General features: G+C 73.4%; 18 protein-coding genes, 1 pseudogene and 1 riboswitch. Of the genes and pseudogenes, 14 read left to right on the forward strand and 5 right to left on the reverse strand.

Features of this window, described 5'->3' with window-relative positions:
* Positions 1–448 precede the first annotated feature (448 nt).
* Genes thyX through BUS84_RS31145 form a run of 3 tightly spaced genes read left to right on the forward strand, consistent with a single transcriptional unit; the run spans position 449 to position 3,904 of the window.
* Positions 449–1,189, forward strand: a complete 741-nt coding sequence (gene thyX, locus BUS84_RS31135; protein ID WP_074319235.1) for an FAD-dependent thymidylate synthase — start codon at positions 449–451, stop codon at positions 1,187–1,189.
* A gap of 47 nt (positions 1,190–1,236) precedes the next feature.
* Entirely contained in the window at positions 1,237–2,163 is a 927-nt protein-coding gene (gene dapA, locus BUS84_RS31140; RefSeq protein WP_074317944.1) for a 4-hydroxy-tetrahydrodipicolinate synthase, read from the forward strand.
* Between the two features lie 52 nt (positions 2,164–2,215).
* A complete protein-coding gene (locus tag BUS84_RS31145; RefSeq protein ID WP_074317946.1) occupies positions 2,216–3,904 on the forward strand; it encodes a ribonuclease J in 1,689 nt (562 codons plus the stop codon).
* 62 nt (positions 3,905–3,966) lie between these two features.
* Here the strand turns inward: BUS84_RS31145 and BUS84_RS31150 are convergent, their stop codons facing one another.
* The gene (locus BUS84_RS31150) at positions 3,967–5,607 is read right to left on the reverse strand and encodes a type III secretion system chaperone family protein (protein ID WP_084757657.1); all 1,641 of its coding nucleotides are present in this window, start codon (positions 5,605–5,607) and stop codon (positions 3,967–3,969) included.
* Positions 5,604–6,074 (reverse strand): type III secretion system chaperone family protein, encoded by a 471-nt coding sequence (locus BUS84_RS31155; RefSeq protein ID WP_074317948.1) that lies wholly within the window; start codon positions 6,072–6,074, stop codon positions 5,604–5,606. Before BUS84_RS31155 ends, BUS84_RS31150 begins: the two co-directional genes overlap by 4 nt.
* A gap of 113 nt (positions 6,075–6,187) precedes the next feature.
* On the opposite strand from BUS84_RS31155, the pseudogene BUS84_RS40970 reads away from it, so the two are divergent.
* Together BUS84_RS40970 and BUS84_RS40975 are read left to right on the forward strand one after the other, a co-directional pair.
* Positions 6,188–7,669, forward strand: a pseudogene (locus BUS84_RS40970) (DNA translocase FtsK 4TM domain-containing protein); the annotation flags it as partial.
* Positions 7,670–7,777: 108 nt separating this feature from the next.
* Complete coding sequence (locus BUS84_RS40975; protein ID WP_425293512.1) at positions 7,778–10,132, forward strand: DNA translocase FtsK; 2,355 nt, start codon at positions 7,778–7,780, stop codon at positions 10,130–10,132.
* Positions 10,133–10,186: 54 nt separating this feature from the next.
* On the opposite strand, the gene BUS84_RS31175 is transcribed toward BUS84_RS40975, so the two are convergent.
* Both BUS84_RS31175 and BUS84_RS31180 read right to left on the reverse strand, forming a co-directional pair.
* The gene (locus tag BUS84_RS31175; RefSeq protein ID WP_074317950.1) at positions 10,187–10,432 is read right to left on the reverse strand and encodes a hypothetical protein; all 246 of its coding nucleotides are present in this window, start codon (positions 10,430–10,432) and stop codon (positions 10,187–10,189) included.
* Positions 10,433–10,523: 91 nt separating this feature from the next.
* Positions 10,524–10,838 carry a DMT family transporter gene (locus BUS84_RS31180; protein WP_074319237.1) on the reverse strand — a complete coding sequence of 105 codons (315 nt, stop codon included), beginning with the start codon at positions 10,836–10,838 and terminating at the stop codon, positions 10,524–10,526.
* Positions 10,839–10,898: 60 nt separating this feature from the next.
* A riboswitch (guanidine-III (ykkC-III) riboswitch) is annotated at positions 10,899–10,971 on the reverse strand.
* A 119-nt stretch (positions 10,972–11,090) separates the two neighbouring features.
* On the opposite strand from BUS84_RS31180, the gene BUS84_RS31185 reads away from it, so the two are divergent.
* From BUS84_RS31185 to pspM, 9 genes are all read left to right on the forward strand, one after another.
* The gene (locus BUS84_RS31185) at positions 11,091–12,014 is read left to right on the forward strand and encodes an ornithine cyclodeaminase family protein (protein WP_074319238.1); all 924 of its coding nucleotides are present in this window, start codon (positions 11,091–11,093) and stop codon (positions 12,012–12,014) included.
* A 146-nt stretch (positions 12,015–12,160) separates the two neighbouring features.
* Positions 12,161–12,727 (forward strand): LemA family protein, encoded by a 567-nt coding sequence (locus BUS84_RS31190; protein ID WP_074317951.1) that lies wholly within the window; start codon positions 12,161–12,163, stop codon positions 12,725–12,727.
* A gap of 12 nt (positions 12,728–12,739) precedes the next feature.
* On the forward strand, positions 12,740–14,626 hold the full coding sequence (locus BUS84_RS31195) for a DUF2207 family protein (RefSeq protein ID WP_074317954.1): 1,887 nt from the start codon (positions 12,740–12,742) through the stop codon (positions 14,624–14,626).
* A gap of 86 nt (positions 14,627–14,712) precedes the next feature.
* Positions 14,713–16,245, forward strand: coding sequence for a 30S ribosomal protein S12 methylthiotransferase RimO (rimO, locus tag BUS84_RS31200; RefSeq protein WP_074319239.1), 1,533 nt, complete (start codon positions 14,713–14,715; stop codon positions 16,243–16,245).
* Positions 16,246–16,322: 77 nt separating this feature from the next.
* Positions 16,323–16,916: a CDP-diacylglycerol--glycerol-3-phosphate 3-phosphatidyltransferase gene (pgsA, locus tag BUS84_RS31205; protein WP_074317957.1), complete on the forward strand. Its 594-nt coding sequence runs from the start codon at positions 16,323–16,325 to the stop codon at positions 16,914–16,916.
* A gap of 152 nt (positions 16,917–17,068) precedes the next feature.
* Positions 17,069–17,668 (forward strand): CinA family protein, encoded by a 600-nt coding sequence (locus BUS84_RS31210; RefSeq protein ID WP_074317959.1) that lies wholly within the window; start codon positions 17,069–17,071, stop codon positions 17,666–17,668.
* A gap of 152 nt (positions 17,669–17,820) precedes the next feature.
* Positions 17,821–18,279 (forward strand): helix-turn-helix domain-containing protein, encoded by a 459-nt coding sequence (locus BUS84_RS31215; RefSeq protein WP_074317966.1) that lies wholly within the window; start codon positions 17,821–17,823, stop codon positions 18,277–18,279.
* A 202-nt stretch (positions 18,280–18,481) separates the two neighbouring features.
* Positions 18,482–19,363 (forward strand): PspA/IM30 family protein, encoded by an 882-nt coding sequence (locus tag BUS84_RS31220; protein WP_074317969.1) that lies wholly within the window; start codon positions 18,482–18,484, stop codon positions 19,361–19,363.
* Between the two features lie 23 nt (positions 19,364–19,386).
* Positions 19,387–20,172: a phage shock envelope stress response protein PspM gene (pspM, locus tag BUS84_RS31225; protein ID WP_074317970.1), complete on the forward strand. Its 786-nt coding sequence runs from the start codon at positions 19,387–19,389 to the stop codon at positions 20,170–20,172.
* A gap of 41 nt (positions 20,173–20,213) precedes the next feature.
* Here the strand turns inward: pspM and BUS84_RS31230 are convergent, their stop codons facing one another.
* A complete protein-coding gene (locus BUS84_RS31230; RefSeq protein ID WP_074317972.1) occupies positions 20,214–23,900 on the reverse strand; it encodes a hypothetical protein in 3,687 nt (1,228 codons plus the stop codon).
* Positions 23,901–23,959 lie beyond the last annotated feature (59 nt).

Consider the following 23,959-nt stretch of genomic DNA (forward strand, 5'->3'; position numbering starts at 1 on the left):
CCCCAGCGGCCCGGCTCCCCGAAGCCCGGAGGTGTGGTGCGGTGCGGCCGGTCTCTGCCCGGACCAGGACCGTCCTGTCGAGCTGCCCCAGACATGGGGCGCGGCGCCGTGCCCGGCCTGAGGTACCGGATGGCATCGGTCCGGAGAGCGCGGTTCGCCGGGTGGGCCGATGCCGAGATGGCAGGGGCTTGGACGGCGCGGGTCAGGCGGCACGGCTCGGCTGATGGGCGGCGATGCCGTGCCCCTTATCCGGGGCAGCTCGACAGGGCAGCCGGGGACATGGCCAGGGCCGGCCCGGCGCTGGCTCGGTTCGTCGAGACCTTCGACACCTGCGAAGCCACGAGGACCGCGAAGTGTCGGCGGTTTGGCGGCGACTGGGCGGTTTCGCCACCGCGAGCCCGAGTTGGGCGCAGGGCCAGGGACCACTACAGTCCGAGGCATGCCGGAGATGGTGCAGCCCCAGGTCAGGTTGATCGCGTGGACCCAGTTCGCGGCCCCGGACGACGTGCCGTGGTCGACGGACGCGGAGGGTGGCCAGGCGCTCGCCGAGTTCGCAGGCCGGGCCTGCTACCAGTCGTGGAAGAAGCCGAACCCGGCGACCGCCACCAACGCCGGCTACCTCGCGCACATCCTCGAGGTCGGGCACCTCTCGGTGCTGGAGCACGGCTCGGTCACCTTCTACTTCACCGGGGTGTCCCGCTCCTTCACCCATGAGCTGATCCGGCACCGGCACTTCTCGTACTCGCAGCTCTCCCAGCGGTACGTCCCGGAGCGGGACGCGGCCATGGTCGAGCCGGCGGTGATCGCCGACGACCCGGAGCTGCACAAGCGCTTCGTGGAGGCCGCCGAGGCGAGCGTGCGCGCGTACAACGAGCTGCTGGAGGGGCTGGAGCAGCGGTTCTCCGACGAGCCGAACGCGACGCTGCGCCGCAAGCAGGCCCGGCAGGCGGCCCGCGCGGTGCTGCCCAACGCCACCGAGACCCGGATCGTGGTCACCGGCAACTACCGGGCATGGCGGCACTTCATCGCGATGCGGGCCACCGAGCAGGCCGACGTCGAGATCCGTGAGCTGGCCGTGGAGTGCCTGCGCCAGTTGCAGGGGGTCGCCCCGAACGTGTTCGCCGACTTCGTGATCTCCACGCTGCCGGACGGCACCGAGGTGGCGGCCAGCCCGCACGAGGCGTCCTGAGGCCTTCCCCGGCAGGCCCCGGCTGGTCGTCCGCTAGGTTGGAGGGTATGACGCACGACCACCCTGACGCCGCCAACCGATCGGTGTCCCGCCCCTTCGGGCGGCTGCTCACGGCCATGGTGAGCCCGTTCACTCCCGACGGCTCGCTCGACCTCGACGGCGCCGCCCGTCTGGCGAGCCACCTGGTCGACGAGCAGGGCAACGACGCGCTGGTGGTCAACGGCACCACCGGTGAGTCGCCGACCACCACCGACGCGGAGAAGGAGCGTCTGATCCGGGCCGTGGCGGAGGCCGTCGGTGACCGCGCCAAGGTGGTCGCCGGCGTCGGCACCAACGACACCCGGCACACCATCGAGCTGGCCGCCGCCGCCGAGAAGGCGGGTGCGCACGGCCTGCTGGTGGTCACTCCGTACTACAACAAGCCGCCGCAGAGCGGCCTGCTGCGGCACTTCACGGCGGTGGCCGACGCGACCGGCCTGCCCGTGATGCTGTACGACATCCCGCACCGCGCCGGCGTGCCGATCGAGACCGAGACGCTGGTCCGGCTCGCCGAGCACGGCCGGATCGTCGCGGTGAAGGACGCCAAGGGCGACCTGACGGCCACCAGCTGGGTGACCAGCCGGACCTCCCTCGCCTTCTACAGCGGCGAGGACGCGCTCACCCTGCCGGCGCTGGCCGTCGGCAGTGTCGGCCTGGTCGGCACCTCCACGCACTTCACCGGGGCGCTGACCGCACAGATGATCGAGGCGTACGACGCGGGGGACATGCCGGCCGCGCTCGCCCTGCACCGGCGGCTGCTGCCGCTGTTCACCGGCATCTTCCGCACCCAGGGCACCATCCTGGTGAAGGCGGGCCTGGCGTCGCTGGGCCTGCCGGCCGGCCCGGTGCGACCCCCGCTGGTGGACGCCACCGACGACGAGATCGCCCAGCTGCGCGCGGACTTCGCGGCAGCGGGCCTGGAGCTTCCCGAATGATCGAACGACACGATGGGCGCCGAGTGACGGCGTCGCAGAATGAGGTGAACGCGTGACCGAGGCGCACATCGAGGCGGAACTGCCCCCGCCGCTGCCGGAAGGTGGCCTGCGGATCATCCCGCTCGGCGGGCTCGGCGCCATCGGTCGGAACATGACCGTCTTCGAATTCGACGGCAAGTTGCTGATCGTCGACTGCGGGGTGCTCTTCCCCGACGTCGAGCAGCCGGGCGTGGACCTGATCCTGCCCGACTTCGGCCCGATCCTGGACCGGCTGGCCGACGTCCAGGCGATCGTGCTGACCCACGGCCACGAGGACCACATCGGCGCGGTGCCCTACCTGCTCGCCCACAAGCCGGACATCCCGCTGGTCGGCTCGCAGTTCACCCTCGCCCTGGTCGAGGCGAAGCTGGCCGAGCGGCGGATCCAGCCGTACACGCTGACCGTGCGGGAGGGCGGCCGGGAACGGCTCGGCCCGTTCGAGTGTGAGTTCTTCGCGGTCAACCACTCGATCCCGGACGCCCTGGCCGTGGCCATCCGTACCCCGGCCGGCCTGGTGCTGCACACCGGCGACTTCAAGATGGACCAGCTCCCGCTGGACGGCCGGATCACCGACCTGGCCGGCTTCGCCCGGCTCGGCGCCGAGGGCGTCGACCTGCTGCTGTCCGACTCCACCAACGCGGAGATCCCCGGCTTCGTCACCCCGGAGCGGGAGATCGGGCCGGTGCTCGACTCGATCTTCGTGAAGGCGAAGGGCCGGATCATCGTGGCCTCGTTCGCCTCGCACGTGCACCGGGTGCAGCAGGTCTTCGACTCCGCCGCGGAGCACGGCCGCAAGGTGGCGCTGATCGGCCGGTCCATGGTCCGCAACATGGGCATCGCCCGGGACCTCGGCCTGCTCAACATCCCGGCCGGCCTGGTCATCGGGATCGAGGAGGCGACCACGCTTCCTCCGGACCAGATCGTGCTCATGTCCACCGGCTCGCAGGGCGAGCCGATGAGTGCGCTGGGCCGGATGGCCAGCGGCGACCACCGGCACATCACCATCGCCCCCGGTGACACCGTCGTGCTGGCCTCCTCGCTGGTGCCGGGCAACGAGACCTCGGTCTACCGGGTGATCAACCGGCTGGCCCGGGCCGGCGCGGTGGTCGTGCACAAGGACGTTGCCAAGGTGCACGTCTCCGGGCACGCCCCGGCCGGTGAGCTGCTCTACCTGCTCAACGTGGTCCGCCCCAGCAACCTGATGCCGGTGCACGGCGAGTGGCGCCACCTGCGCGCCCACGCCCGGTTGGGCATCGAGTCCGGGGTGGCCGCCGACCGGGTGGTGCTCTGCGAGGACGGCGACGTGGTCGACCTGGTCGAGGGCCGCGCCAGCCTGGTCGGGCACGTGAAGAGCCGGTACGTCTACGTCGACGGCCTCGCGGTCGGCGACGTCAGCGAGTCCCTGCTCACCGAGCGACGGATCCTCGGCGACGGCGGCTTCATCGCCACCACGGTGGTCGTCGACTCGGTCACCGGCAAGGTGGTCGCCGGCCCGACCCTGTCCGCGAAGGGCTTCTCCGAGGACCCGGAGGCGTTCAACCCGGTGATCCCGCTGGTCACCGAGGCGCTCAACCGGGCCGCCGCGGACGGCATCACCGACCCGCACCAGCTCCAGCAGATCGTCCGGCGGACCGTGGGGCGGTGGGTCAACGACGCGTACCGTCGTCGGCCGATGATCGTGCCCACCGTCGTCGAGGTCTGACACCCGCGCGTCACGACGCCCGCCCGCACCCCGTGTGCCGGCGGGCGTCGCCATTTCACGGGTCAGGGCAGCGCGGCGACCGCCTCGGCGTAGGCGACGCCGGTGGCGATCGCGGCGTCCACCAGCACCAGCAGCTGCGCCGGCGCCACCCCGTGCGCCAGGTCGGTGGCCACGTCGCCGGCCAGCACCAGATCCTCACCGAGGTCGTGCGCGTACGCCTTGGGCAGCAGCCGGTCGTGGTTCCACGCGTTGCAGAAGGCGTACGCCTCGGCGCGCCGCGCCACCGGCAGTCGGCGCACCGCCATGGCCCGGGTGTGCAGCACCTCGCCCCTCTCGCCCGCCCGACGGAACTGGATCACCGCGGCACCCCACCGGCCGACCACCGTGCCCCCCTCATCCACCAGGTACCGGTCGCCGCGCCGGTCCAGCGCCGCGGTGACCATGTCGAGGGTCAGCGCCAGCAGCTCACGTTCGCCCAGCCCGTCATCGGGACCCTCAACGGGCTCGTCGTCGGCGGGCAGCGGGACCGGCTCCGCGAGTGGGCGCTCGGCCAGCCAGGCAGCCATCCGACCGGAGTGGTGGCCGGTGCCGTTGCGGGCGTCGAAGCTGCCGGCCAGCTCGCTGGCGACCCCGACCAGCAGCGCACCGAGGGTGGCCACGTCCGGCTCGGTGGCCGGCCGGTCACCGTACGCGGGGCGGTGCACCGTCCGCCCGCCCAGGCCGGCCTCCACGGCCAGCCCGCAGACCAGGGCCCCCGCGGCGGCGAACTCCATCGCGGCGAGGTCGTCGGTGGGCCGGTCCAACCGGGGCAGCTGCTCGGTCAGGACCTCCAGCCCGCGTTCCAGATGCCCGCCCAGCGCGCAGAACCGCAGGTGCGCGGCGAGGTGCGGGAACGCCGCGCGCTCGCGCCGGTGCCGCCGGTACGCCCGCACGTGTGCCGCCGCGGCCCGCTCCGGCTCGCCGGCCCGCAGAGCGGGCAGCAGCCCCGCGACCAGCGCCCGCTCGGGCTGGTCCGTGCAGGCCCCCGGCTCGTCCGCGCACTCCCGCAGCTCGGCGAGCGCGGCTCGCCACTCGCCCCAGCCGGCGAGCAGCTCCGCGCGCCGGGCCGGGGCGCAGCCCGGGCAACCGCCGGTCGCCCCGGGACGCGTCCCCGCCCACCGCTGGTACCAGTGGCGGGCGGTGGGCTCGTCGCCGAGGTGGTCGGCGATCCGGCAGCGCAGCTCCGCGACGGTCGGCGCGTCGGGCCCGTCCGCGCCGACCCGGTGAGCCAGATCGTCGAGGAGGGACCGGGTCTGGTCCAGCCCGACCCGGGGGGTGCCGAGCAGCGCCTCCACCGCGAACCGCTGGTAGCGCAGCAGCGAACCGGCCTCGGCGTCGGTGAGCAGCTCGGGCCGGTGGTCGGTGGCGACCCGGCAGCGCCGGACCGGCTCGACCAGCCGCCACCGCTCCCCGTGCAGCAGGTACGCCTCGATCAGCGCGAAGCGGGCCTCCACCGCGGTCCGCGCGTCCCCGGCCGCGTCCGCCCGCTCGGCGAGCCCTTCCAGCGCCACCAGCCGGCCCGACCCGTCGGGCAGGTCCCGGGCGTCGGCGAGCGCCGTTACCAGCGCCGGAACGCGACGGACGGCGGCCCGGTCAGCGGGCCCGGCGCCCGGCGCGCCGGGATCGTCGGTCCGGCTGCTCGTGGACTCCTCCCGGCCGGTCATGCCGGCACCGCGCCGGGCAGCCGGCCGACCGCCACGGCGAGCTGGCAGCCGGCCGAGATGCCACAGTCGAGCAACTGGTCGAGCTGGTGCGGGGTCACCCCGCGCTCCAGATCGGTGATCACCTCGCCACAGACCCGAGCACGGCCGTCGTCGTCGACGTGCACGAACGCCTTCGGCCAGAGCCGGTCGTGGTTCCACGAGTTGCAGAAGGCGTACAGCGCGGGCACCTGCTCGATGGGGAAGGTCGGCGCGACCAGGGTGCGGACCTGGAGCAGCTCGCCGTCCCCGCCGAGGCGCAGGAACCAGATCAGGTTGTCGTCGAAGCGGCCCACCAGGTCGCCGTTGACGGCTCGACCGACCGGCCGGCCGCGCGCGGCGAGCACCGCCGCGACCAGTTCGCCGGTCAGCGGACGCAACGCGTCAGGGTGTCCGGCCAGCGGATCGTCCTCGAATCCCGGCGACGCCATCGGGCATCCCTTCTGAGGCGGATATCACGGCCGGCGGCGCGGTCCGTGGTGCGACGCGCGGACACGACCCGGAAAAGCGGCGATCTGCCGGGTCCCGCCGTTACCGTGACTCTATGGCGGGCCGTACCTCTCAGGCGAGCCGGCGACGCGGCGCGTCGCCGCGCGGTGGCACCAACAGCCGTGCCCGTCAACCGGCGAAGAAGACCCGGGCACCGGTTCGGCGCCGCACCGCGGCCGCCCGACCGGGGCCGGCCGTCTACGTGGGCCGCGCGATCGGTGCACTGTGGATGGGCCTGGCGCACGGGATGGGCTGGGCGGTGCGAGCCGCCGGCCGGCAGGCCGCCTCCGCCCGCGACCTCGACCCCGAGCACCGCCGCGACGGTGGCGGGCTGCTGCTGTTCGGCCTCGCCCTGCTCAGCGCCGTCGCGCTCTGGTTCTCCGGTGCGGGCCCGGTCGGCGCGCGGCTGGCCGACACCGTGCGGCTGTTCCTGGGCGCGATCTCCGTGGTCGTGCCGGTGCTGCTGATGATCGGAGCCTGGCGGTTGATGCGCCAGCCGGCCGATCCGGCACACCGGGGCCGGGGGCTGATCGGCTGGGGTTCACTGCTCGTGTCGACCGCCGCGCTGCTCCAGATCGGGCAGGACCCGGTCGACCCGGTGCAGCGTGACTTCGCCGGCGGTCTGGTCGGCGCCGGCGTCGGCGGCCTGCTGGAGCGCGCGGTCACCGCGTGGGTCGCGGTGCCGCTGCTGATCCTGCTGCTGCTCTTCGGCCTGCTCGTGGTTACCGCGACGCCGATCAACAAGATTCCCGAGCGGTTGGGTCTGCTCGCCGGTGGGCTGGTCGCCCCGCCGGACGCCACCGAGGAGGAGGCGGACGAGACGGCCCTGCGGCCGGCGCGTAAGCGACCGGCGAAGCGGATGCCGCCGCTGGTGGACCCGGACGACTTCGACGACCTGGACGGCGCCGACCTCCAGGAGACGATGGTGCTGCCGCGCAAGGCGCCGGCGAAGGTGCCGGCCAGCCGCAAGCCGGCCGAGCCACCGGAGCACTCGCCCGCGCCGACCCGGGCCGAGCAGCTCGCGTTGACCGGCCTGGCCGGCGACTACACCCTGCCGCCGGCCAACATGCTCAGCGCCGGCGCCGCCGCGAAGACCCGCAGCAAGGCCAACGACGAGGTCATCGCCGCGCTGACCGGGGTGTTCGACCAGTTCGACGTGGACGCCGCGGTCACCGGCTTCACCCGGGGCCCGACGGTCACCCGGTACGAAGTGGAGCTGGGGCACGGCGTCAAGGTCGAACGGATCACCCAGCTCTCCCGCAACATCGCGTACGCGGTCAAGTCGCCGGACGTGCGGATCCTCAGCCCGATCCCGGGCAAGAGCGCGGTCGGTGTGGAGATCCCCAACACCGACCCGGAGAACGTGGCGCTCGGCGACGTGCTGCGCTCGCGGGCGGCGACCAGCGACCACCACCCGATGGTGGTGGCGCTCGGCAAGGACATCGAGGGCGGCTACGTGGTGGCCAACCTCGCCAAGATGCCACACATCCTCATCGCGGGCGCGACGGGTGCTGGGAAGGCGCTGGCCCTCGATACACCGATCCCGACGCCTGACGGCTGGTCCACCATGGGTGCCCTCCGGGTAGGCGGGAAGGTGTTCGACGAGCAGGGCCGGCCGTGCACCATCGTCGCCGCCACCCCGGTCATGTATGACCGCCCCTGTTACGAGGTGGAGTTTTCCGATGGCACGGTCATCGTTGCCGACGCCCAGCATCAGTGGCAGACGACGACGAGGGCTGGCCGGACCCAGCGAACCCACCGTTGGAAGGATGGTTCCTACTGGTCCGTCAATGATGTGCAGCGGGTGACTGCACGGGCCGACACTGTGCTGTCGGATCTCGATCGGCCGGTGTCGACTGACGAGGTCATCGCAGATGTCGGCCAGCAGTTCCGGAACGTGCTGTACCGGATCGTGCGTGGGTTGCCCAAGGAACCAGGAAACGCGCTGACCAGCTACCTGCGGGGTAGTCGCGAGGTGACCCGCCGGGTCCCTACCTATTCCCGTCACCGGGTCTACCAGGCATTGCGCGAGCTTGTCGCAGATCCGGGACGATCAGGTCGGAGGCGCAGCTTTGACGATCGACCAGTCACGACGGCAGAGATAGCAGCCTCGCTACGGGTGGTCGGGCGTAGCGGATCCTGGACCAATCACGCGGTGGCAGTGTGCGGAGCGCTTGACTATCCAGAGCAGGATCTACCGATCGCGCCGTACACCTTGGGCTGCTGGCTGGGTGATGGCACCACCGGGTCGGCGGGTTTTACGTGCGACGAACAGGAGTTGCTGGACAACATTCGTCTGGACGGGTACGTCGTGACGAAGCATCCCGCCAGCCGGATGCAGTACACGATCTCGAACAGGCCGGAGCGGGACGGGCGAATCGCCGAGGCTGTGGAGCTATTCACCCGGGGCGTGAGCCTCGCTCGGGCGGCCAGGCAGCTCGGGGTCGGCCTTTCCGCGGTGTGTCTGGCAGCCCGCGGTCAGGAAAGGCTTCAGCCGCCGAGCCACATCGAGCCGGGAGCTCCTTCCCGTGACCGATACCGGACGCTGCGGCAGTTGTTCCGCGAGCTTGGTACGAAACACATCCCTGCCATCTATTTGCGATCTTCTGAGCAGCAGCGGCGAGCCCTGCTGGCGGGTCTGTTGGACACCGATGGCACGGTTTCCGCGCGAGGCGGAGTCGAGCTCGCACTCACCAATGAGCGTCTGGCGCAGGATGCTCTCGAGTTGATCATCGGGCTCGGTTACCAGGCCACAATGACGACCAAGCGGGTAAAAGGTCGGAGTGAGTTGACCTCCACCTGCTATCGGATCCACTTCACCCCGGCTGACAAGGTCTTTCGGCTGACGCGCAAAGCAAGCCGCCAGGTGATCAGTACGCGCGCGACGACCTCGCAGCGCTACATCGTGGACGTGCGGCCGATCCCCTCGGTACCCGTCCGATGCATCGAGGTCGACAGCCCGAGCCACCTGTACCTGGCCAGTCGTGCGTGCATCCCCACGCACAACTCCAGTTGCCTGAACACACTGCTGGTGTCCGTACTCACCAGGGCCACCCCGGACGAGGTGCGGCTGCTGCTGATCGACCCGAAGCGGGTCGAGATGACCGGCTACGAGGGCATCCCGCACCTGGTCACGCCCATCGTGACCAATGCCAAGAAGGCTGCCGACTCGCTGGACTGGGTCGTCCGTGAGATGGACATGCGCTACGACGACCTCGCCGCCAACGGGGTCCGGCACATCGACGACTTCAACCGCAAGGTGCGCAACGGCGAGATCAAGGCCCCGCCGGGCAGCGAGCGGGAGATGCGCCCGTACCCGTACCTGCTGGTGATCGTGGACGAGCTGGCCGACCTGATGATGGTGGCGCCGCGCGACGTGGAGGACTCCGTCGTCCGGATCACGCAGCTGGCCCGGGCGGCCGGCATCCACCTCGTGCTGGCCACCCAGCGGCCCTCGGTCGACGTGGTGACCGGTCTGATCAAGGCCAACGTGCCGTCCCGGCTGGCGTTCGCCACGTCCTCCCTGGCCGACTCGCGGGTCATCCTCGACCAGCCGGGCGCGGAGAAGCTGCTCGGCCGTGGTGACGGGCTCTTCCTGCCGATGGGCGCCTCGAAGCCGGTGCGGATCCAGGGCGCCTGGGTCACCGAGCGCGAGATCGCCGACGTGGTGAAGTTCTGCAAGGACCAGCGCGAGCCGGAGTTCCGCAAGGACGTGCTGGCCCCCGCGCAGGACACCAAGAAGAAGATCGACGAGGACATCGGCGACGACCTCGACCTGCTGACACAGGCGGTCGAGTTGGTGGTCACCTCGCAGTTCGGCTCGACCTCGATGCTCCAGCGCAAGCTGCGCGTCGGCTTCGCCAAGGCGGGCCGGCTGATGGACCTGATGGAGACCCGTGGCGTGGTCGGCCCCTCGGAGGGTTCCAAGGCGCGCGACGTGCTGGTCAAGCCGGACGAGATGGAGGAGGTCCTCGCCGGCCTGCGCGGCGACGGGGAATGACCGTGCAACGCGACGGGCCCGCCGGTGTCCGGCGGGCCCGCGGCGGAGAAGTGGTCAGTTGTTGATCAGCGCGGCGAAGACCACCAGGCCGATCACGGCCGCGACGACGCTGGCCGCGGCGGCGTACCAGCCCAGCGGCTTGTCGCCGAGCACGGCGCCGACGATGCCCGCGATCACGCCGAGCACGCCGAAGATGATCGGGTTGAGCAACAGGGCGAGGACCGCGAAGACGAAGCCCACGATGGTGAGGATCCGGGCGGCGTTGCTGCGCGGGCGGGCGGTGCTGGGCATGTCGGCCATGTCTGCCTCCGGTTGAGAGCCTGTCGTGATGGATCGATTTCTACCCACTGTGGGCGCTGGTCACGCGTAACGGTGCCGCGCCGCGCGGTACTCAGTGGAAGATCTTCAGGCCGACGACGCCGGCCACCACCAGCAGCAGGCACAGGATCCGAGGCAGGCTCGTCGACTCGCCGAGCGCCAGCATCCCGACCAGGGCGGTGCCGACCGCGCCGATGCCGACCCAGACCGCGTACCCGGTGCCGACCGGGATCTCCCGCAGCGCGTACGCCAGCCCGCCCATGCTCAGCAGCAGGGTCACCGCGAACACCAGCGACGGGACCAGCCGGCTGAAGCCGGCGCTGCGGTCCAGGGCGATCGCCCACGCCGTCTCCAACATTCCCGAGATCACCAGTACCAGCCAGGCCATCATTCACCTCACGGGGAGCGCCCGGGCTCTCGCGCCGGGACGAGCGGAGTCTGCACGTGACACGGGGCGTCTTGGCCTGACCGGGTACGCCCACCACTCGTCCGGAGTGGCCACGGGCGAACCGGGCCACCGCCATCGACGCTAGCACCGGGCCCCGTCGGCGGCGTGCGGTCGGTCGGTCCGCCGACGACTCGGTGACCCCCGCCACCCCACGTTGACCTGCACCTCACTTCAACTTGCAGTATGGCGGTCATGACCTTGCTCTACGCCGACCCCGAGGTCGCCGCCGCGCTGGACGCCGCCACCACGGTCGACGCCATGCGCGCCGCCCTGCTGGCCGCGTACGAGGGGCGGCTGGTCGCCCCGCCCCGGGCCGCCGCCCCGCTGGGTGGTGGGCGGATGGTGCTCACCGCTGGTCACCTCGTCGACGAGTGGTACGGCTTCCGCTCGTACGACACCTTCGGCCACCCGCAGGGCGAGCAGCTGGTGGTGCTGCACGACGCCCGCACCGGCGCGATCCGGGCGGTCGCGGTCGGCGAGGAGCTGGGTTCCCGGCGTACCGGAGGGCTGGGTGGCGTCGCGGTCGACGCGCTGGCCCGACCGGACGCGGCCACCCTCGGCGTGATCGGCTCCGGTCGGCAGGCGTGGACCCAGGTCTGGGCCGCCGCGGCGGTCCGCCCACTGCGGGAGGTGGTGGTGCACAGCCGCTCCGCCGCCCGGCGGGACGCCTTCGCCGCGCGGGTCCGCGCCGAACTGGGTGTGCCGGCCCGCGCGGTCGCCGAGCCCAGCGCGGCGGTGACCGCGCGGGACATGGTGGTGCTCGCCACCACCAGCCCGACCCCGGTGCTCCGCGCCGCCGACCTGAGCCCCGGCACGCACGTCAACGCGGTCGGCTTCAAGCAGCGTGATCGCAGCGAGTTCGGTGCCGACCTGCTGGACGCCGCCGACCTGCTGGTCACCGACTCGCCGGCCCAGGCGGCGGACTACCGGCCGCCGATGCTCGCCGCCACGCCCCCGTACGCCGGGCGGCTGCGCGACCTGGGCGGCATCCTGGCCGGCGCGGTCCCCGGCCGGACAACCGCGGACCAGGTCTCCGTCTTCTGCTCCACGGGTCTGGCCGGGACCGAGGTCTTCCTGCTCGACCGGCTGACCCGGGTGGGAGCCGCGACGCGCTGACCGGTTCGCGAGCCGGCGCGATCGGGACTGACCGAACAGTGGACGGTCGCATAGGCGACCGGGCGGAGTTGCCGGCCCCGGGAACCGATCATCATGGGGGCGACCGCCGCGACGGGGCCGGCGGAGCAACCCGAACGTGAGGTGTCATGAACCTCGGGCTGGTGCTGGTAGCTGTCCTGGTGGTGCTCGTCGTCGTGCTGCTGGTCGTCGCGGTCGGCGGCTACAACCGGCTCGTGCGGTTGCGGGCCCAGGTGCATGCGTCCTGGGCGCAGGTGGACGTCCAGCTCAAACGGCGACATTCGCTGATCCCCAACCTGGTGTCGACGGTGCAGGGCTACGCCGGGCACGAGCGGGCGACCCTGGAGGCGGTGACCGCCGCACGGGCCACGGCCACGACGGTGGCGGGTGGTGGGCCGGCGCGGGTCGACGCCGAGGATGCGTTGACGGTGGCGCTCGGCCGGCTGTTCGCCGTCGCCGAGGCGTACCCGCAGCTGCGGGCGAGTGAGAACTTCGCCGGGCTGCAGCGGGAGCTGGCCGCCACCGAGGACAAGATCGCCTACGCGAGGCAGTTCTACAACTCGTCCGTTCAATCGCTCAACACGGCCGTGCAGACCCTGCCCACCAACGTCATCGCCGGGCTGGGCGGCTTCCGTCCGGAGTCGTACTTCGAGGCGACCGGTCCGGAGCGCACTGACGTCTCCGTCCGGTTCTAGCCGCCCGCCGTGATGGGACTCTCCGACCCGGTCGTCGAGATCGGCCTGCCGGTCGCGAGCCTCGCCCTCTGGGCGCTGGTCTACGGGATCACCCGGCTGGCCAGCCGGCCCGCCGCCGTGGCCTCGGCGCCCCCTGCCATGGAGTTCCCCGGCCAGGAGCCGCCGGCCGTGGTCAGCCTGCTGGCCAACCGTTGGAAGATCACCGTGGACGCCGCCGAGTCCACCCTGCTCGACCTCGCCGCGCGCCACTACCTGGAGCTGCGCCAGGCCGGCCCCGATCCCCGGCACACCACGGTGCACCTGACCGGCCGCGCCCCCGACGACCTCAACCGGTACGAGCGGCAGGTCTTCGACCGGGTGACGGCCCGCGCGGTCGACAGGATGGTGCCGCTGACCGCACTGGGATTCTCGGAAGCCAACCGATCCGCCTCGTGGGCCAAGCGGCTGCGCCGGTCGATCGTGGCCGACGCCCAGCGGCTCGGGCTCTCCCGTCGGCGATTCTCGCGGGCACTGGTTGCCCTGCTCACCGTGCTCGGCGCTGTCGCCGCCGGCGGGGTCGCGGGCGGGGTCTGGCACTACGTGGCCCGCTCTGGCGAGGACCCGTTCGCTCCCGTCGCCGCCTTCCTCGTCACCATCGTCGCGCTCGCCGGCCTCGCCGGCCGGGACCTCGGAGAACGGGACACCCCCGCCGGCCGGGCCGCCGCCGCCCGCTGGCTGGGGTTTCGCGCCTGGCTCGCCGGGCACGAGAGCTTCGCCGACCTGCCGCCCGCCGCCGTCACGGTCTGGGACCGCTATCTGTCGTACGGGGCCGCGCTCGGCGTCACCCGGGTGGCTTCGCAGGTGATCGACCTGGGCATGGCCGACCGGAGACGGCTTTGGTCGTCGTACGGGGGCCGGTGGCGCCGGGTCAGCGTCAGCTATCCGCGCGGGCTGCCCAGGTACGGCCAGCCGCTGGGCTGGGTCGTCTTCCGGGCGTTGATCGCCGGCCTGCTGGGCTGGACGTTCGCTCGGGTGGTCGGCGGGGTGTTCCTCGCCTCGACCGGGGACTCGTCGGCCGGCTCGATGGGGTTCACCGACCTCCGCCCGGTCACGCTCGGCTTCGTCCTGCTCGGGTTCGCGCTGCTCGGCCTCGCCGGATATCTCCTCCTCCGGGCGCTGGTCGACCTGGTGGCCCCGGCCACGGTCACCGGCGAGGTGCTCTGGCACCAGGTGTGGCAGCGGCAGACGTCGGACGATGGGCCGGGGCGGACGATCAACCATTACCTCGTCATCGACGACGGCCACGCCGAGCGGCTCCGCGCCTGGATCATCCCGGAGCAGATCGCGGGGGAGTGCCGGCTCGGCGACGTGGTCACCGCACGGGTCCGGCCGTGGACCCGGCGGGTGCTCGGGGTGACCGTCCAGCGCGCCGCTCCCGAGCAGGCCGACCCGGACGCGTACGCCGACGACGACCTGCTGCCCGGCACCGCCCTGCCTGCCACGGCGACTCACCGCGCGGTCCAGCCGGAGCGCCTGCTCAGCGCGGCGGAGGTGGGCGCCGCGACCGGTCGGCGGGTGTCGTTGGTCAGACCGGCCACGAGCACCGGTCAGGTGCGGGGCACGGCGTCGTTCGTCGACGGCAGCGGGGCGACGGTCCTCGTGCTCCAGGTCACCCGGGGGATGATGGCGCGGTTCAACCTGACCGTCGGGCGGAGCACGGGTGTCCCGCTGCCCGGGGTGGGTGACGAGGCGTACGCCGGGCCGGATCGGGTGGTCGGTCGGCGGGGGGACCTCGTGCTGCTGCTGGTCCGCGGGCCGGGCGCCGGCGAGATCGAGGCCGCACAACTCGGCGGGCTGCTTTCTACCGCCCTGTCCCGACTGCCGAGCGAGTCCGCACCGCAGCACAGCGGGGCGGGCTGAGGAGCGGGCCGGGGACCGAAGGGGGTGCGCCCGATCTCTCGGCCGCCCGCGTGCACGGGCTTTCCCGGCTGGCCCGGTACCCTCGGATGGTGTCTGCCACCTCCCCTTCCGACTCCAGCTCGGCGCCGCTGGAGCTGTCGTCCGCCGCCGAGGGCCGTCGCGTCGCCCTGCTCACCCTGGGCTGTGCCCGCAACGAGGTCGACTCGGAGGAGCTGGCCGCCCGGCTGCACGCCGACGGCTGGCAGGTGACCACGGATGGTGAGGGCGCCGACGTGGTGGTCGTGAACACCTGCGGTTTCGTGGAGAAGGCCAAGCAGGACTCGATCCAGACCCTGCTCGCCGCCGCCGAGACCGGCGCGAAGGTGGTGGCCGCCGGCTGCATGGCCGAGCGGTACGGCCGGGAGCTGGCCGACAGCCTGCCCGAGGCGCAGGCGGTGCTGAGCTTCGACGACTACCCGGACATCGCCGCCCGACTGAACGCGGTCGTCGCCGGCGAGCAGGTCACCGCGCACACCCCCCGGGACCGGCGGGAGCTGCTGCCGCTCACCCCGGTGAAGCGGCGCGACGCCGCGGTGTCGCTGCCCGGCCACGGCACGCCGGCGCGCACGGCCGTCGACACCGACGAGCACACCCCGGCGCACCTGCGTCAGGTGCTGCGCCGCCGGCTGGACACCGGCCCGGTCGCCTCGCTGAAGCTGGCCAGCGGCTGCGACCGGCGCTGCGCGTTCTGCGCCATCCCGGCCTTCCGTGGGGCGTTCGTCTCGCGTACCCCTGACGAGCTGCTCGCCGAGGCCGAGTGGTTGGCCAAGTCCGGCGTCCGGGAGCTGGTGCTGGTCAGCGAGAACTCCACCTCCTACGGCAAGGACCTGGGCGATCCCCGGGCGCTGGAGAAGCTGCTGCCGCAGCTCGCCGCGGTGTCCGGCATCGTCCGGGTCCGGGTGAGCTACCTCCAGCCGGCCGAGACCCGGCCCGGGCTGGTCGAGGCGATCGCCGCCACGCCGGGGGTGGCTCCGTACTTCGACCTGTCGTTCCAGCACTCCAGCGAGCCGGTGCTGCGCCGGATGCGCCGGTTCGGCTCCACCGACCGGTTCCTGGAGCTGCTGGCGGGCGCCCGGGCGCTGGCCCCGGAGGCGGGCGCCCGGAGCAACTTCATCGTCGGCTTCCCCGGCGAGACCCGCGCCGACGTCGACGAGCTGGTCCGGTTCCTGACCGAGGCCCGGCTCGACGCGATCGGCATGTTCGACTACAGCGACGAGGACGGCACGGAGGCCGCCGGGCTCCCTGGCAAGGTCTCCGCCGCGACGATCAAGCGGCGCTACGACCGGCTCAGCGCGCTCGCCGACGAGCTCTGCTCGCAGCGGGCCGAGGATCGGCTCGGCTCGACCGTCGAGGTGCTGGTCGACTCGATCGTCGATGGCGTGGTGGAGGGCCGGGCGGCGCACCAGGCGCCGGAGGTGGACGGCTCCACCACCCTGGTCGCCCCGGTCGAGGGCGGGGTCGACCTGGCCGCGCTGCGCCCGGGTGACCTGGTGCGGGCCCGGGTGACCGGCACCGAAGGGGTGGACCTGCTCGCCGTGCCGGATGAGATGATCTCGGCGGCGCCCGGCGCGGCACGGTGACGGCGGGCCCGAGTGGAGCGGGGGAGCCAGGTGGTGCGGTGTCGGGAACGCCACGGCGGCCCGAGTGGGGCGAGCCGGTGACTGGGGCGACGGAGTCGACGCCGGCCCGGGTGGTTCCTCGGGTGCCGCCGGTGCTCAACGCGGCCAACGCGCTGACCGCGTTGCGGCTGGTGCTGGTGCCGGTCTTCGCCGCCTCGGTGGTCGTGTCCGCGATGAGCCACGCCGGTTGGCGGATGGCCGCGTGTCTGATCTTCGCGGTGGCGTCCGCGACCGACCTGGTGGACGGCTGGATCGCCCGCCGGTTCGGGCTGGTCACCTCGGTCGGCAAGGTCGCCGACCCGATCGCGGACAAGGCGCTCACAGGCGCCGCCCTGGTGCTGCTCTCCTGGTACGACCGGCTGCCCTGGTGGGTGACCGCGCTGATCCTCGTCCGTGAGCTGGGCATCACCGGGCTGCGGTTCTGGGTGATCCGGCACGGCGTGATCGCGGCCAGCCGAGGCGGAAAGATCAAGACTGCGCTCCAGATCCTGGCCATCGCCTGGTACCTCTGGCCGATGCCGGCCGCCCTCGCCGCCGTCGGCCCCTGGATCATGGCCGCCGCCGTCCTGGTCACCGTCGCCACCGGCTTCGACTACATAGCCCAGGCCCTCCGCCTCCGCCGCCCCCGCTGACCCCACCCGCGCTGCCCCCCCGGCCCCCGCCGCACCCCCCGTCGATCATGAAGTTATTGCCGTCCGGCGCGGCGTGTCGGGGCGATACCTTCATGATCGACAGCGCCGGTCCGGGAGGGTTGGGCGGGCACGGGTGGGGAAGGACGGGGTGTATGGAGCGAAAAGAGGGTCGGGAGCGGCCGGTGGGTAGCCCTGAGGTCGGTAGTCCCGCCGCGGGCGTGGTGCACAGCCTGTCGCAGAGGCACGAGACCCTGGCAACGGTCGAGTCGCTCAGCGGTGGGCTGCTCGCCGCCTCGATCGTGGAGATCGCCGGAGTCAGCGGGGTCTACCAGGGCGGGCTGGTGGTCTACGCCACCGATCTGAAGGCCGAGTTGGCCGGCGTACCGGCCGAGCTGCTGGCCGAGCGGGGGCCGGTGGACCCGGACGTGGCGGCGGCGCTCGCCGAGGGTGGCCGGAAGCGCTGCCGCGCGGACTGGGGGCTCGCCACCACCGGGGTCGCCGGTCCCGAGCCGCAGGACGGCAAGCCGGTCGGTCTCGTCTACGTCGCGGTCGCCGGCCCGAACGGCGGTGAGGTGCGCCAGCTCGACCTGGACGGCGGGCGGGACCACGTCCGCTCGACGGCGGTGACCGAGGCGCTGCGGCTGCTCGCCGAGCGGATCCACGCCGCCGATGCGGCGGACGCGGACGCCGCGGAAGCGGCGGGGACCGGCAGCGCCGCCGAGGCGGGAACCGCCGGGGCCGGGCGACGGTGAGTCGTCCCCGGCGAACCGACGGGCGGGGCGGGATGTCGCCCGGGCCCACACCGGGTACGGTTGCGGGAAGGCTTCGGCGCTCGGGGCCGGCGCGGTCCGCCGCGACCGGCTGCGGGACGCCGGGCGAGAGGTATCCCTCAGGGGGAGGTGCGATGGTCCTGCTACGCCGGGTGATCGGTGACGCACTGCGGGCGCGCCGGCAGGGGCAGCATCGCACCCTGCGCGAGGTGTCCACCGCCGCCAACGTCAGCCTCGGTTACCTCTCCGAGATCGAGCGCGGGCACAAGGAGCCGTCCAGCGAGCTGCTCGCCGCGATCTGCGACGCGCTCGGCGCCCGCCTGTCCGAGTTGCTGCGCGAGGTCAGCGACACGGTGGCGCTGGCCGAGCAGATGCCCGGGGTGCTGGTCCCGATGCAGGACGAGTCGGCCGAGGCCGTGCCCGTCGGCGCCGCCCCCACTGTGCGCCGGAACACCAACCGGGGCGTTCGCCAGGTCACCTCCGACGGCAAGGTCGCCGTCTCCGTCCGCCAGGAATCGCCGCTCAAGGCCACGCTGCGCAGCACCCGGGTCCGCCCCACCGAGCGCGACCGGGACGTGGTCTGCGCCGCCTGAACCCGTCCTTCCGGTTGACCATGGGCGAGTTGGCGCCAGCCGCGTAGGGTGGCGCGCAGGAGCTGCCGGTGTGCCGTCGACCGCCCGGTACGGATGCCTCGTTGGCCTCCGGCTGGGACGATGGAGACCGGCCGGGTCGTGGTCGGCCGGACCATCCGGCCGGGCCGCGGTGGAGCGACGCTACTGAGGGGATACGGCGGAGATGGCGAACCCGTTCGTCAAGGGCTGGAACTACCTGATGGCGCTCTTCGGTGCCAAGATCGACGAGCACGCCGATCCCAAGGTGCAGATTCAGCAGGCCATCGAGGATGCCCAGCGCCAGCACCAGGCGCTGGTTCAGCAGGCTGCCGCGGTGATCGGCAACCAGCGTCAGCTGGAGATGAAGCTGTCCCGGCAGATGTCCGAGGTCGAGCGGTTGCAGGGCAACGCCCGGCAGGCCCTGGTGCTCTCCGACCAGGCCCGGGCCAAGGGTGACGAGACCGAGGCCGCGCGGTTCGAGCAGTCCGCGCAGACCCTGGCCACCCAGCTGGTCTCCGCCGAGCAGGCCACCGAGGATCTCAAGACCCTGCACGACCAGGCGCTGGGCGCCGCCGCGCAGGCCCGCCGGGCGGTGGAGAACAACTCGATGATCCTTCAGCAGAAGCTCGCCGAGCGCACCAAGCTGCTCAGCCAGCTGGAGCAGGCCAAGATGCAGGAGACGGTGGCCCGCTCGCTGGAGTCGATGTCGTCGCTGACCGCACCCGGCACCACCCCGTCCCTGGACGAGGTCCGCGACCGCATCGAGCGGCGGTACGCCAACGCGATGGGCCGCGCGGAGCTGGCCGGCAACTCGGTCGAGGGACGGATGCTGGAGATTCAGAAGGCGACCATCGACTCGGCCGGCTCGGCCAGACTGGAACAGATCCGGTCCAGCATGGCCGGGGAACAGCTCGGCGGCGCTGCGCAGCGACCGGCCGTGCCGCAGGGCGAAACGACCGGCGCGGCCGCCCCGGCCAGCGACCCGGCCGCCGCTGCCCGGCTGGACGAGCTCCGGGCCAGCATGGCCCGCGAACGGGGCACCGGCGACCCGACCGCCGCCGGCTGAACGACCGGTCCGAGGAGGTCAGAGTGGCAGACGAGCGGACGCGGTACTTCCGTCGATTGGGCCGGCTGCGCCGGTCCGCCCGGCGGTGGAGCGTGCTGGCCGGTGGGCTCGGCGGCGCTGCGGCCGTCCTGACCCCGTACGCCGGCCTCGGTCTGCCCGACGCGGCCTGGGCCGGCACCGCGGGCGGTGCGCTGGCGCTAGCCGCCTGGCGCTGGATCGACCTGCGCGCGCTGGCCGCCCAGCCGGCGCCCCCGGCCCTGGACCCGGCCGAGGCCGCGGCCCGCTCGCGGGCCCGGCTGGTGGCGGCGGTCGAGCGGCTGCCGGTCGGTGCGGGTGTGCTGGCCGAGGTACGCCGGGTCCGCAGCCGGGTCGCGCTGCGCGGCACCAGTGCCGGGCAGCAGTGGGTCCGACTCGACCGGGCAGCCCTTACCCTGGCCGGGATGGCCCCCCGGCTCACCGGGCTGGCCGAGCCGGCGGTGCTGGAGGCCGCCGCCGCCGATCAGTCGCTGCGTGACCTGGCCGCCCGGGTGGCCAGCGTCGAACGGGCGCTGCGGCTGGCCCCGGCCGACGCCCGGGCACCGCTGGCCGAGGCGCACGGCGCGTTGACCGCCCAACTGGAGAGCGGGGTCGCGGCCTACGAACGGCTGGTGGTCGCCGCCGCCGGCTACCTGGCCGAGGACGCCCGACCCGAGACCGCCCACCCGGCCGCCGCCCGGCTCACCGAGGCGACCGACCTGCTGCACGGCGTGGCCTCGGCGCTGGCCGAGCTCCGTGCGGTCGGCTCCCCGCTGCGCGCACCCACCCGCTGACCGGCGCCCACCCGCTGACCGGCGCCGCGCACGTCGCCAGGTCACGGCGGAGTGGTGACCGGCATCGGGTCGGTGTACGGCGAGCTGCCCACGACGTTGAACGACCGGATCCGATAGTGGTAGGTCACGCCTCGCACCAGACCGGTGTTGGTGAAGCCGCGACCGGTCACCGTGAAGGTGGCCACCTCCCGACCGAAGGCCGGGTCCAGCGCCCGCTGCACGATGAACCCGGCCCCCGGGCCGACCGGTGTGCTCGCCGCCCAGGCCAGGACCACCGTCGCGGTGTCCGGCCCCGGCGCGCTGGCGGTGACACCGACCCCGCTCGGCGTGACCGGCGCGCGTGGGGTGCTCACCGCGGCCACCGTCGACCAGGCCGAGGCGGCGCCCAGGTACGTGGTCCGCACCCGGTAGTAGTACGTGGTGTCCGGGGCGACCGTGACGTCCAGGTGGTTGTCACCGACCCCGATCGCGGTGGTGCCCGGACCGCTGGTGAAGGTCGGGTTGGTGGCCCGCTGCACGTCGATGCCGGTGGCGAAGGAGCGGTTCGTCCAGCGCAGCGCCACCCGCAGCGGCGCGGCCGGCGGGATCGCCGCGGCCAGCCCGCTCGGTGTGGCCAGGTGCACCGAGGCGGGCACGCTGTTCGACCAGGACGAGTAGCTGACGGCGTTCTCCGCCCGGATCCGATAGTGGTAGGTGACCCCGGGGGTGACCGTCGCGTCGGTGTAGCGGGTGGCGGTGGCCGCGACGGTGATGGTGGTGACCTCGCCGCCGAAGGTCGCGTCGGTCGCCCGTTGCAGCAGGTGACTGGTGGCTGGCGGGCGACCGCCGTTGCCGGTCCAGGCCAGCGCGATCGCCGGGAGCGCGGTGGCCGAGCCGGGCGCCGGCGTGGCGGTCAGCCCGGTCGGTGCCTTCGGCGCCACCCGCAGCACCAACGGCCGGTTCATCCCGAGGTCGCGGTGGCCGGCGAGCTGGCTGTGCCAGCGGTACTCCCAGCCCAGGTTGACCAGATGGTTCACCACCAGGGCGGGTCGCCCGTCGGCCGGGCTGATCGGGGTCGAGCCGGTACGGGCGCCGGCCGGGCGGCCCGGGTCGAGCAGCCGGACGCTGTCGCCCAGCTTGAACGGCAGCGTCGGTGCGACCGGGCGTAGCGCCACCACCACGTCCTCCCGGGGATTGACCCGGACGATCTCCTTCCAGCCCAGCTCGCTGCCGTGTGGGAGCCGGAGCGTGCCGTCCCAGCCCACCCGGTTGATCAGCTGCACGTCGCAGCCGCCGATGCCCAGCGGCTCGGTCTGCCGCACGTTGCCGCTGATCCGCCAGAGCTGGGTCCCGTCGGTCGGCGCGCCGACCGGCACGGCCGGATCGGCGGCGAAGAGCACTTCGGTGACGGGGTCGGTGGGGCCGAGCGGCAGGGTCGCCGGGGTGAGCGGCCCGGCGTGCGGGTGCCCGACACCGAGTCGGCCGGCCAGCCGGCCGTGGTCGGGCTCGAAGACCTGTTGCGCGGCCTTCACCGCGACGGGCAGGGTGACCGGCCCGGTGGCGCCCGCCGGGGTGAAGGTGACCGTGCCGGCGTGCACCGGCACGGTCGTCTCCCGCGCGGTCCGCGTGCCGAACGCCGGATCGTACGCCGGCTGCGGCACGATCGGCGGGCGCTGGCTGGCCGCGTACGCGAGGGGCAGCCGGCCGCGCAGCCGGGCAAGGTCGTACGGCGGCGCCGGCGCTCCGGTCACCCGGAACTGGAGCAGCGTGCGGGTGTTCGGGCCGTACCCCGGCTCGGTGGGGGGTGGGCCGCCCTCGGCGCTCCGGTCCGGCGCGTCGGTGTGCTGGTCGTAGCGCGGGTCGAAGCCGGGCAGCGGCGCCGGGGCGTCGTTGTACAGGATCAGCGTGCTGCCCGGGGGTACGGCGGAGAAGTCGATGAGCACGTCGGCCCGCTCGCCGGGGGCGAGCAGCAGCGTGTGCCCGTCGACGTTCAGCACGGTCGGGTCGAGCCGGTCGTAGCGGTAGCCGATCGGCCGGTTCGGCAGCACCACCGGGGCGGGCAGCAGCCCGGCCTCGTTGCCGATCTGGATGAACGCCGGCCCGGCGGCGCGCGGGTCCGGCACCCCGCCGTCGCGCCCGTCGGTCGGCCAGTCCGGCGGTCGGTCCGCCGACCGCACAGCGGGCACCATCGGCACCTCACCGGCGTCGGGGTCGGCCAGAGCGCCGTCGTCCGTCCACATCGGTGAGTCCGAGCAGGCCCGGTAGAGCTGGAGGTTGAGGCTGCGGCCCAGGCAGGCGTTGAGGATCCGGAACCGGTACGCCCGCGGCCGCACCTCCAGGTACGGGTAGGCGGCGCCGTTGACCAGCGGGGTGTCGCCGTACACCTCGGGCACCGCGCACGGGTGCGGCGTGCCGGGGCCCAGCGGCGGCTCGTCCGGCGCGCCGACCGGGTCGTGGTGCGGGTTCGGCACCGGGCCGGGTCCGGTCGGCGGCGGTCCGCCGGTGACGCCGTCGGCCGTCGGCCAGCCGTCCACCGCGGGCCAGCCGTCGCTCCGGGTGCCGTCCGGGGCGGTGGTGCGCGACCAGGGGCCGTAGTCCCACCGGCCGGTCGGGTTGCGCCCGCCGGACCGGTACGGGTTCTGCCGGGGCTGGTAGACGTGTGGGTGCCAGAGGCTGCCCCGGGCACCCCAGCGTTCCCGGTCCCAGGTCGGGTCCTCGGCGGCCAGTTGGGTGTCGTCCGGCACGAACGTCTTGTCCTCGATGACCAGCGGTAGCTGGTCGGCCGGCAGCACCCCGTCCGCGACGAGCTGGTCCTCGGCCGGGTCGGTGAGCAGGTAGAGCGCGAGCTGCCCGCCGTAGACGGTGAGCCGGGCCAGGCCGAGGGTGTTGTCGTGGAACCACAGCAGCCGGCCGCTCTGCTCGTTGGGGTAGTAGAGCGTGGTGGCGCCGGCCCCGGGCGGCGGCATGTCCGGCACGTGGGTCAGGCCCGTCCCGGTCGGGTACGGGGTGATCTCCCCGGCCGGGGTGATCCACTGCCCCGGGTTGCCGGCGCTCGTCCAGCCGGTCTGCGCCCCGGCCAGGTGCAGCACCGCCCGGTTCTGCGGGTACGGCGCCGGGCCGTCCAGCGGCCCGGTGCCGGCCCCCTCGACCGTGTCGTCGACCGGCAGGAACAACTCGCCGGCCCGGCCGGTGGGGAGCTGGTTGATGAACTTCACCCGGACCGGCCGGCCCCGGCGGGCGAGAATCATCGGCCCGAGGTGCCAGGGCCGCTCCGGGGGCGCCACCGTGTTGTGGCCGGACGCGTCGGTGCCCAGGTTGAGCTGCCGGTAGCCGCGCAGCCGGGTGGCCGGCAGGTCCCGGTGCAGCCGTTGGGCGTACTCCTGCAGGCCGATCTCGTAGTAGTCGCATCCCGGATAGCTGATCGTGTCCGGCACCGCCACCGGCAGGTACCCACCGAGGTCGCTGCGGCCCAGCTGGCCCGGGGTGGGCAGCACGTCGACGAACTTGCGCAGCCCGGTGCCCGGCACGACCCGTCCGTGCGGATCGCGTGCCGGGCGGGGGCTGTGCGCGAAGTTCGGCACCGGGCCGAAGCAGTGCGGCACGACGGCCGGGTCGAGACTGGGCGCCGGGGCGGCCTCCTCGACGGTGCGTGCGGCCGGCACGGACGCCACCCGTCCATTGGCACCGCCGTTGCCGTCGCGGGCGCTCCGCTCGAACCAGGTGGAGCGGAGTCTGCGGAAAATCGCCATGGCTCTCCCCGGGGTCGGGGCACGAGGGCCGCCACCCCGGCGTGGCGACCTGGTCGGGC

The organism is Micromonospora cremea (assembly GCF_900143515.1).
Lineage (GTDB): Bacteria > Actinomycetota > Actinomycetes > Mycobacteriales > Micromonosporaceae > Micromonospora > Micromonospora cremea.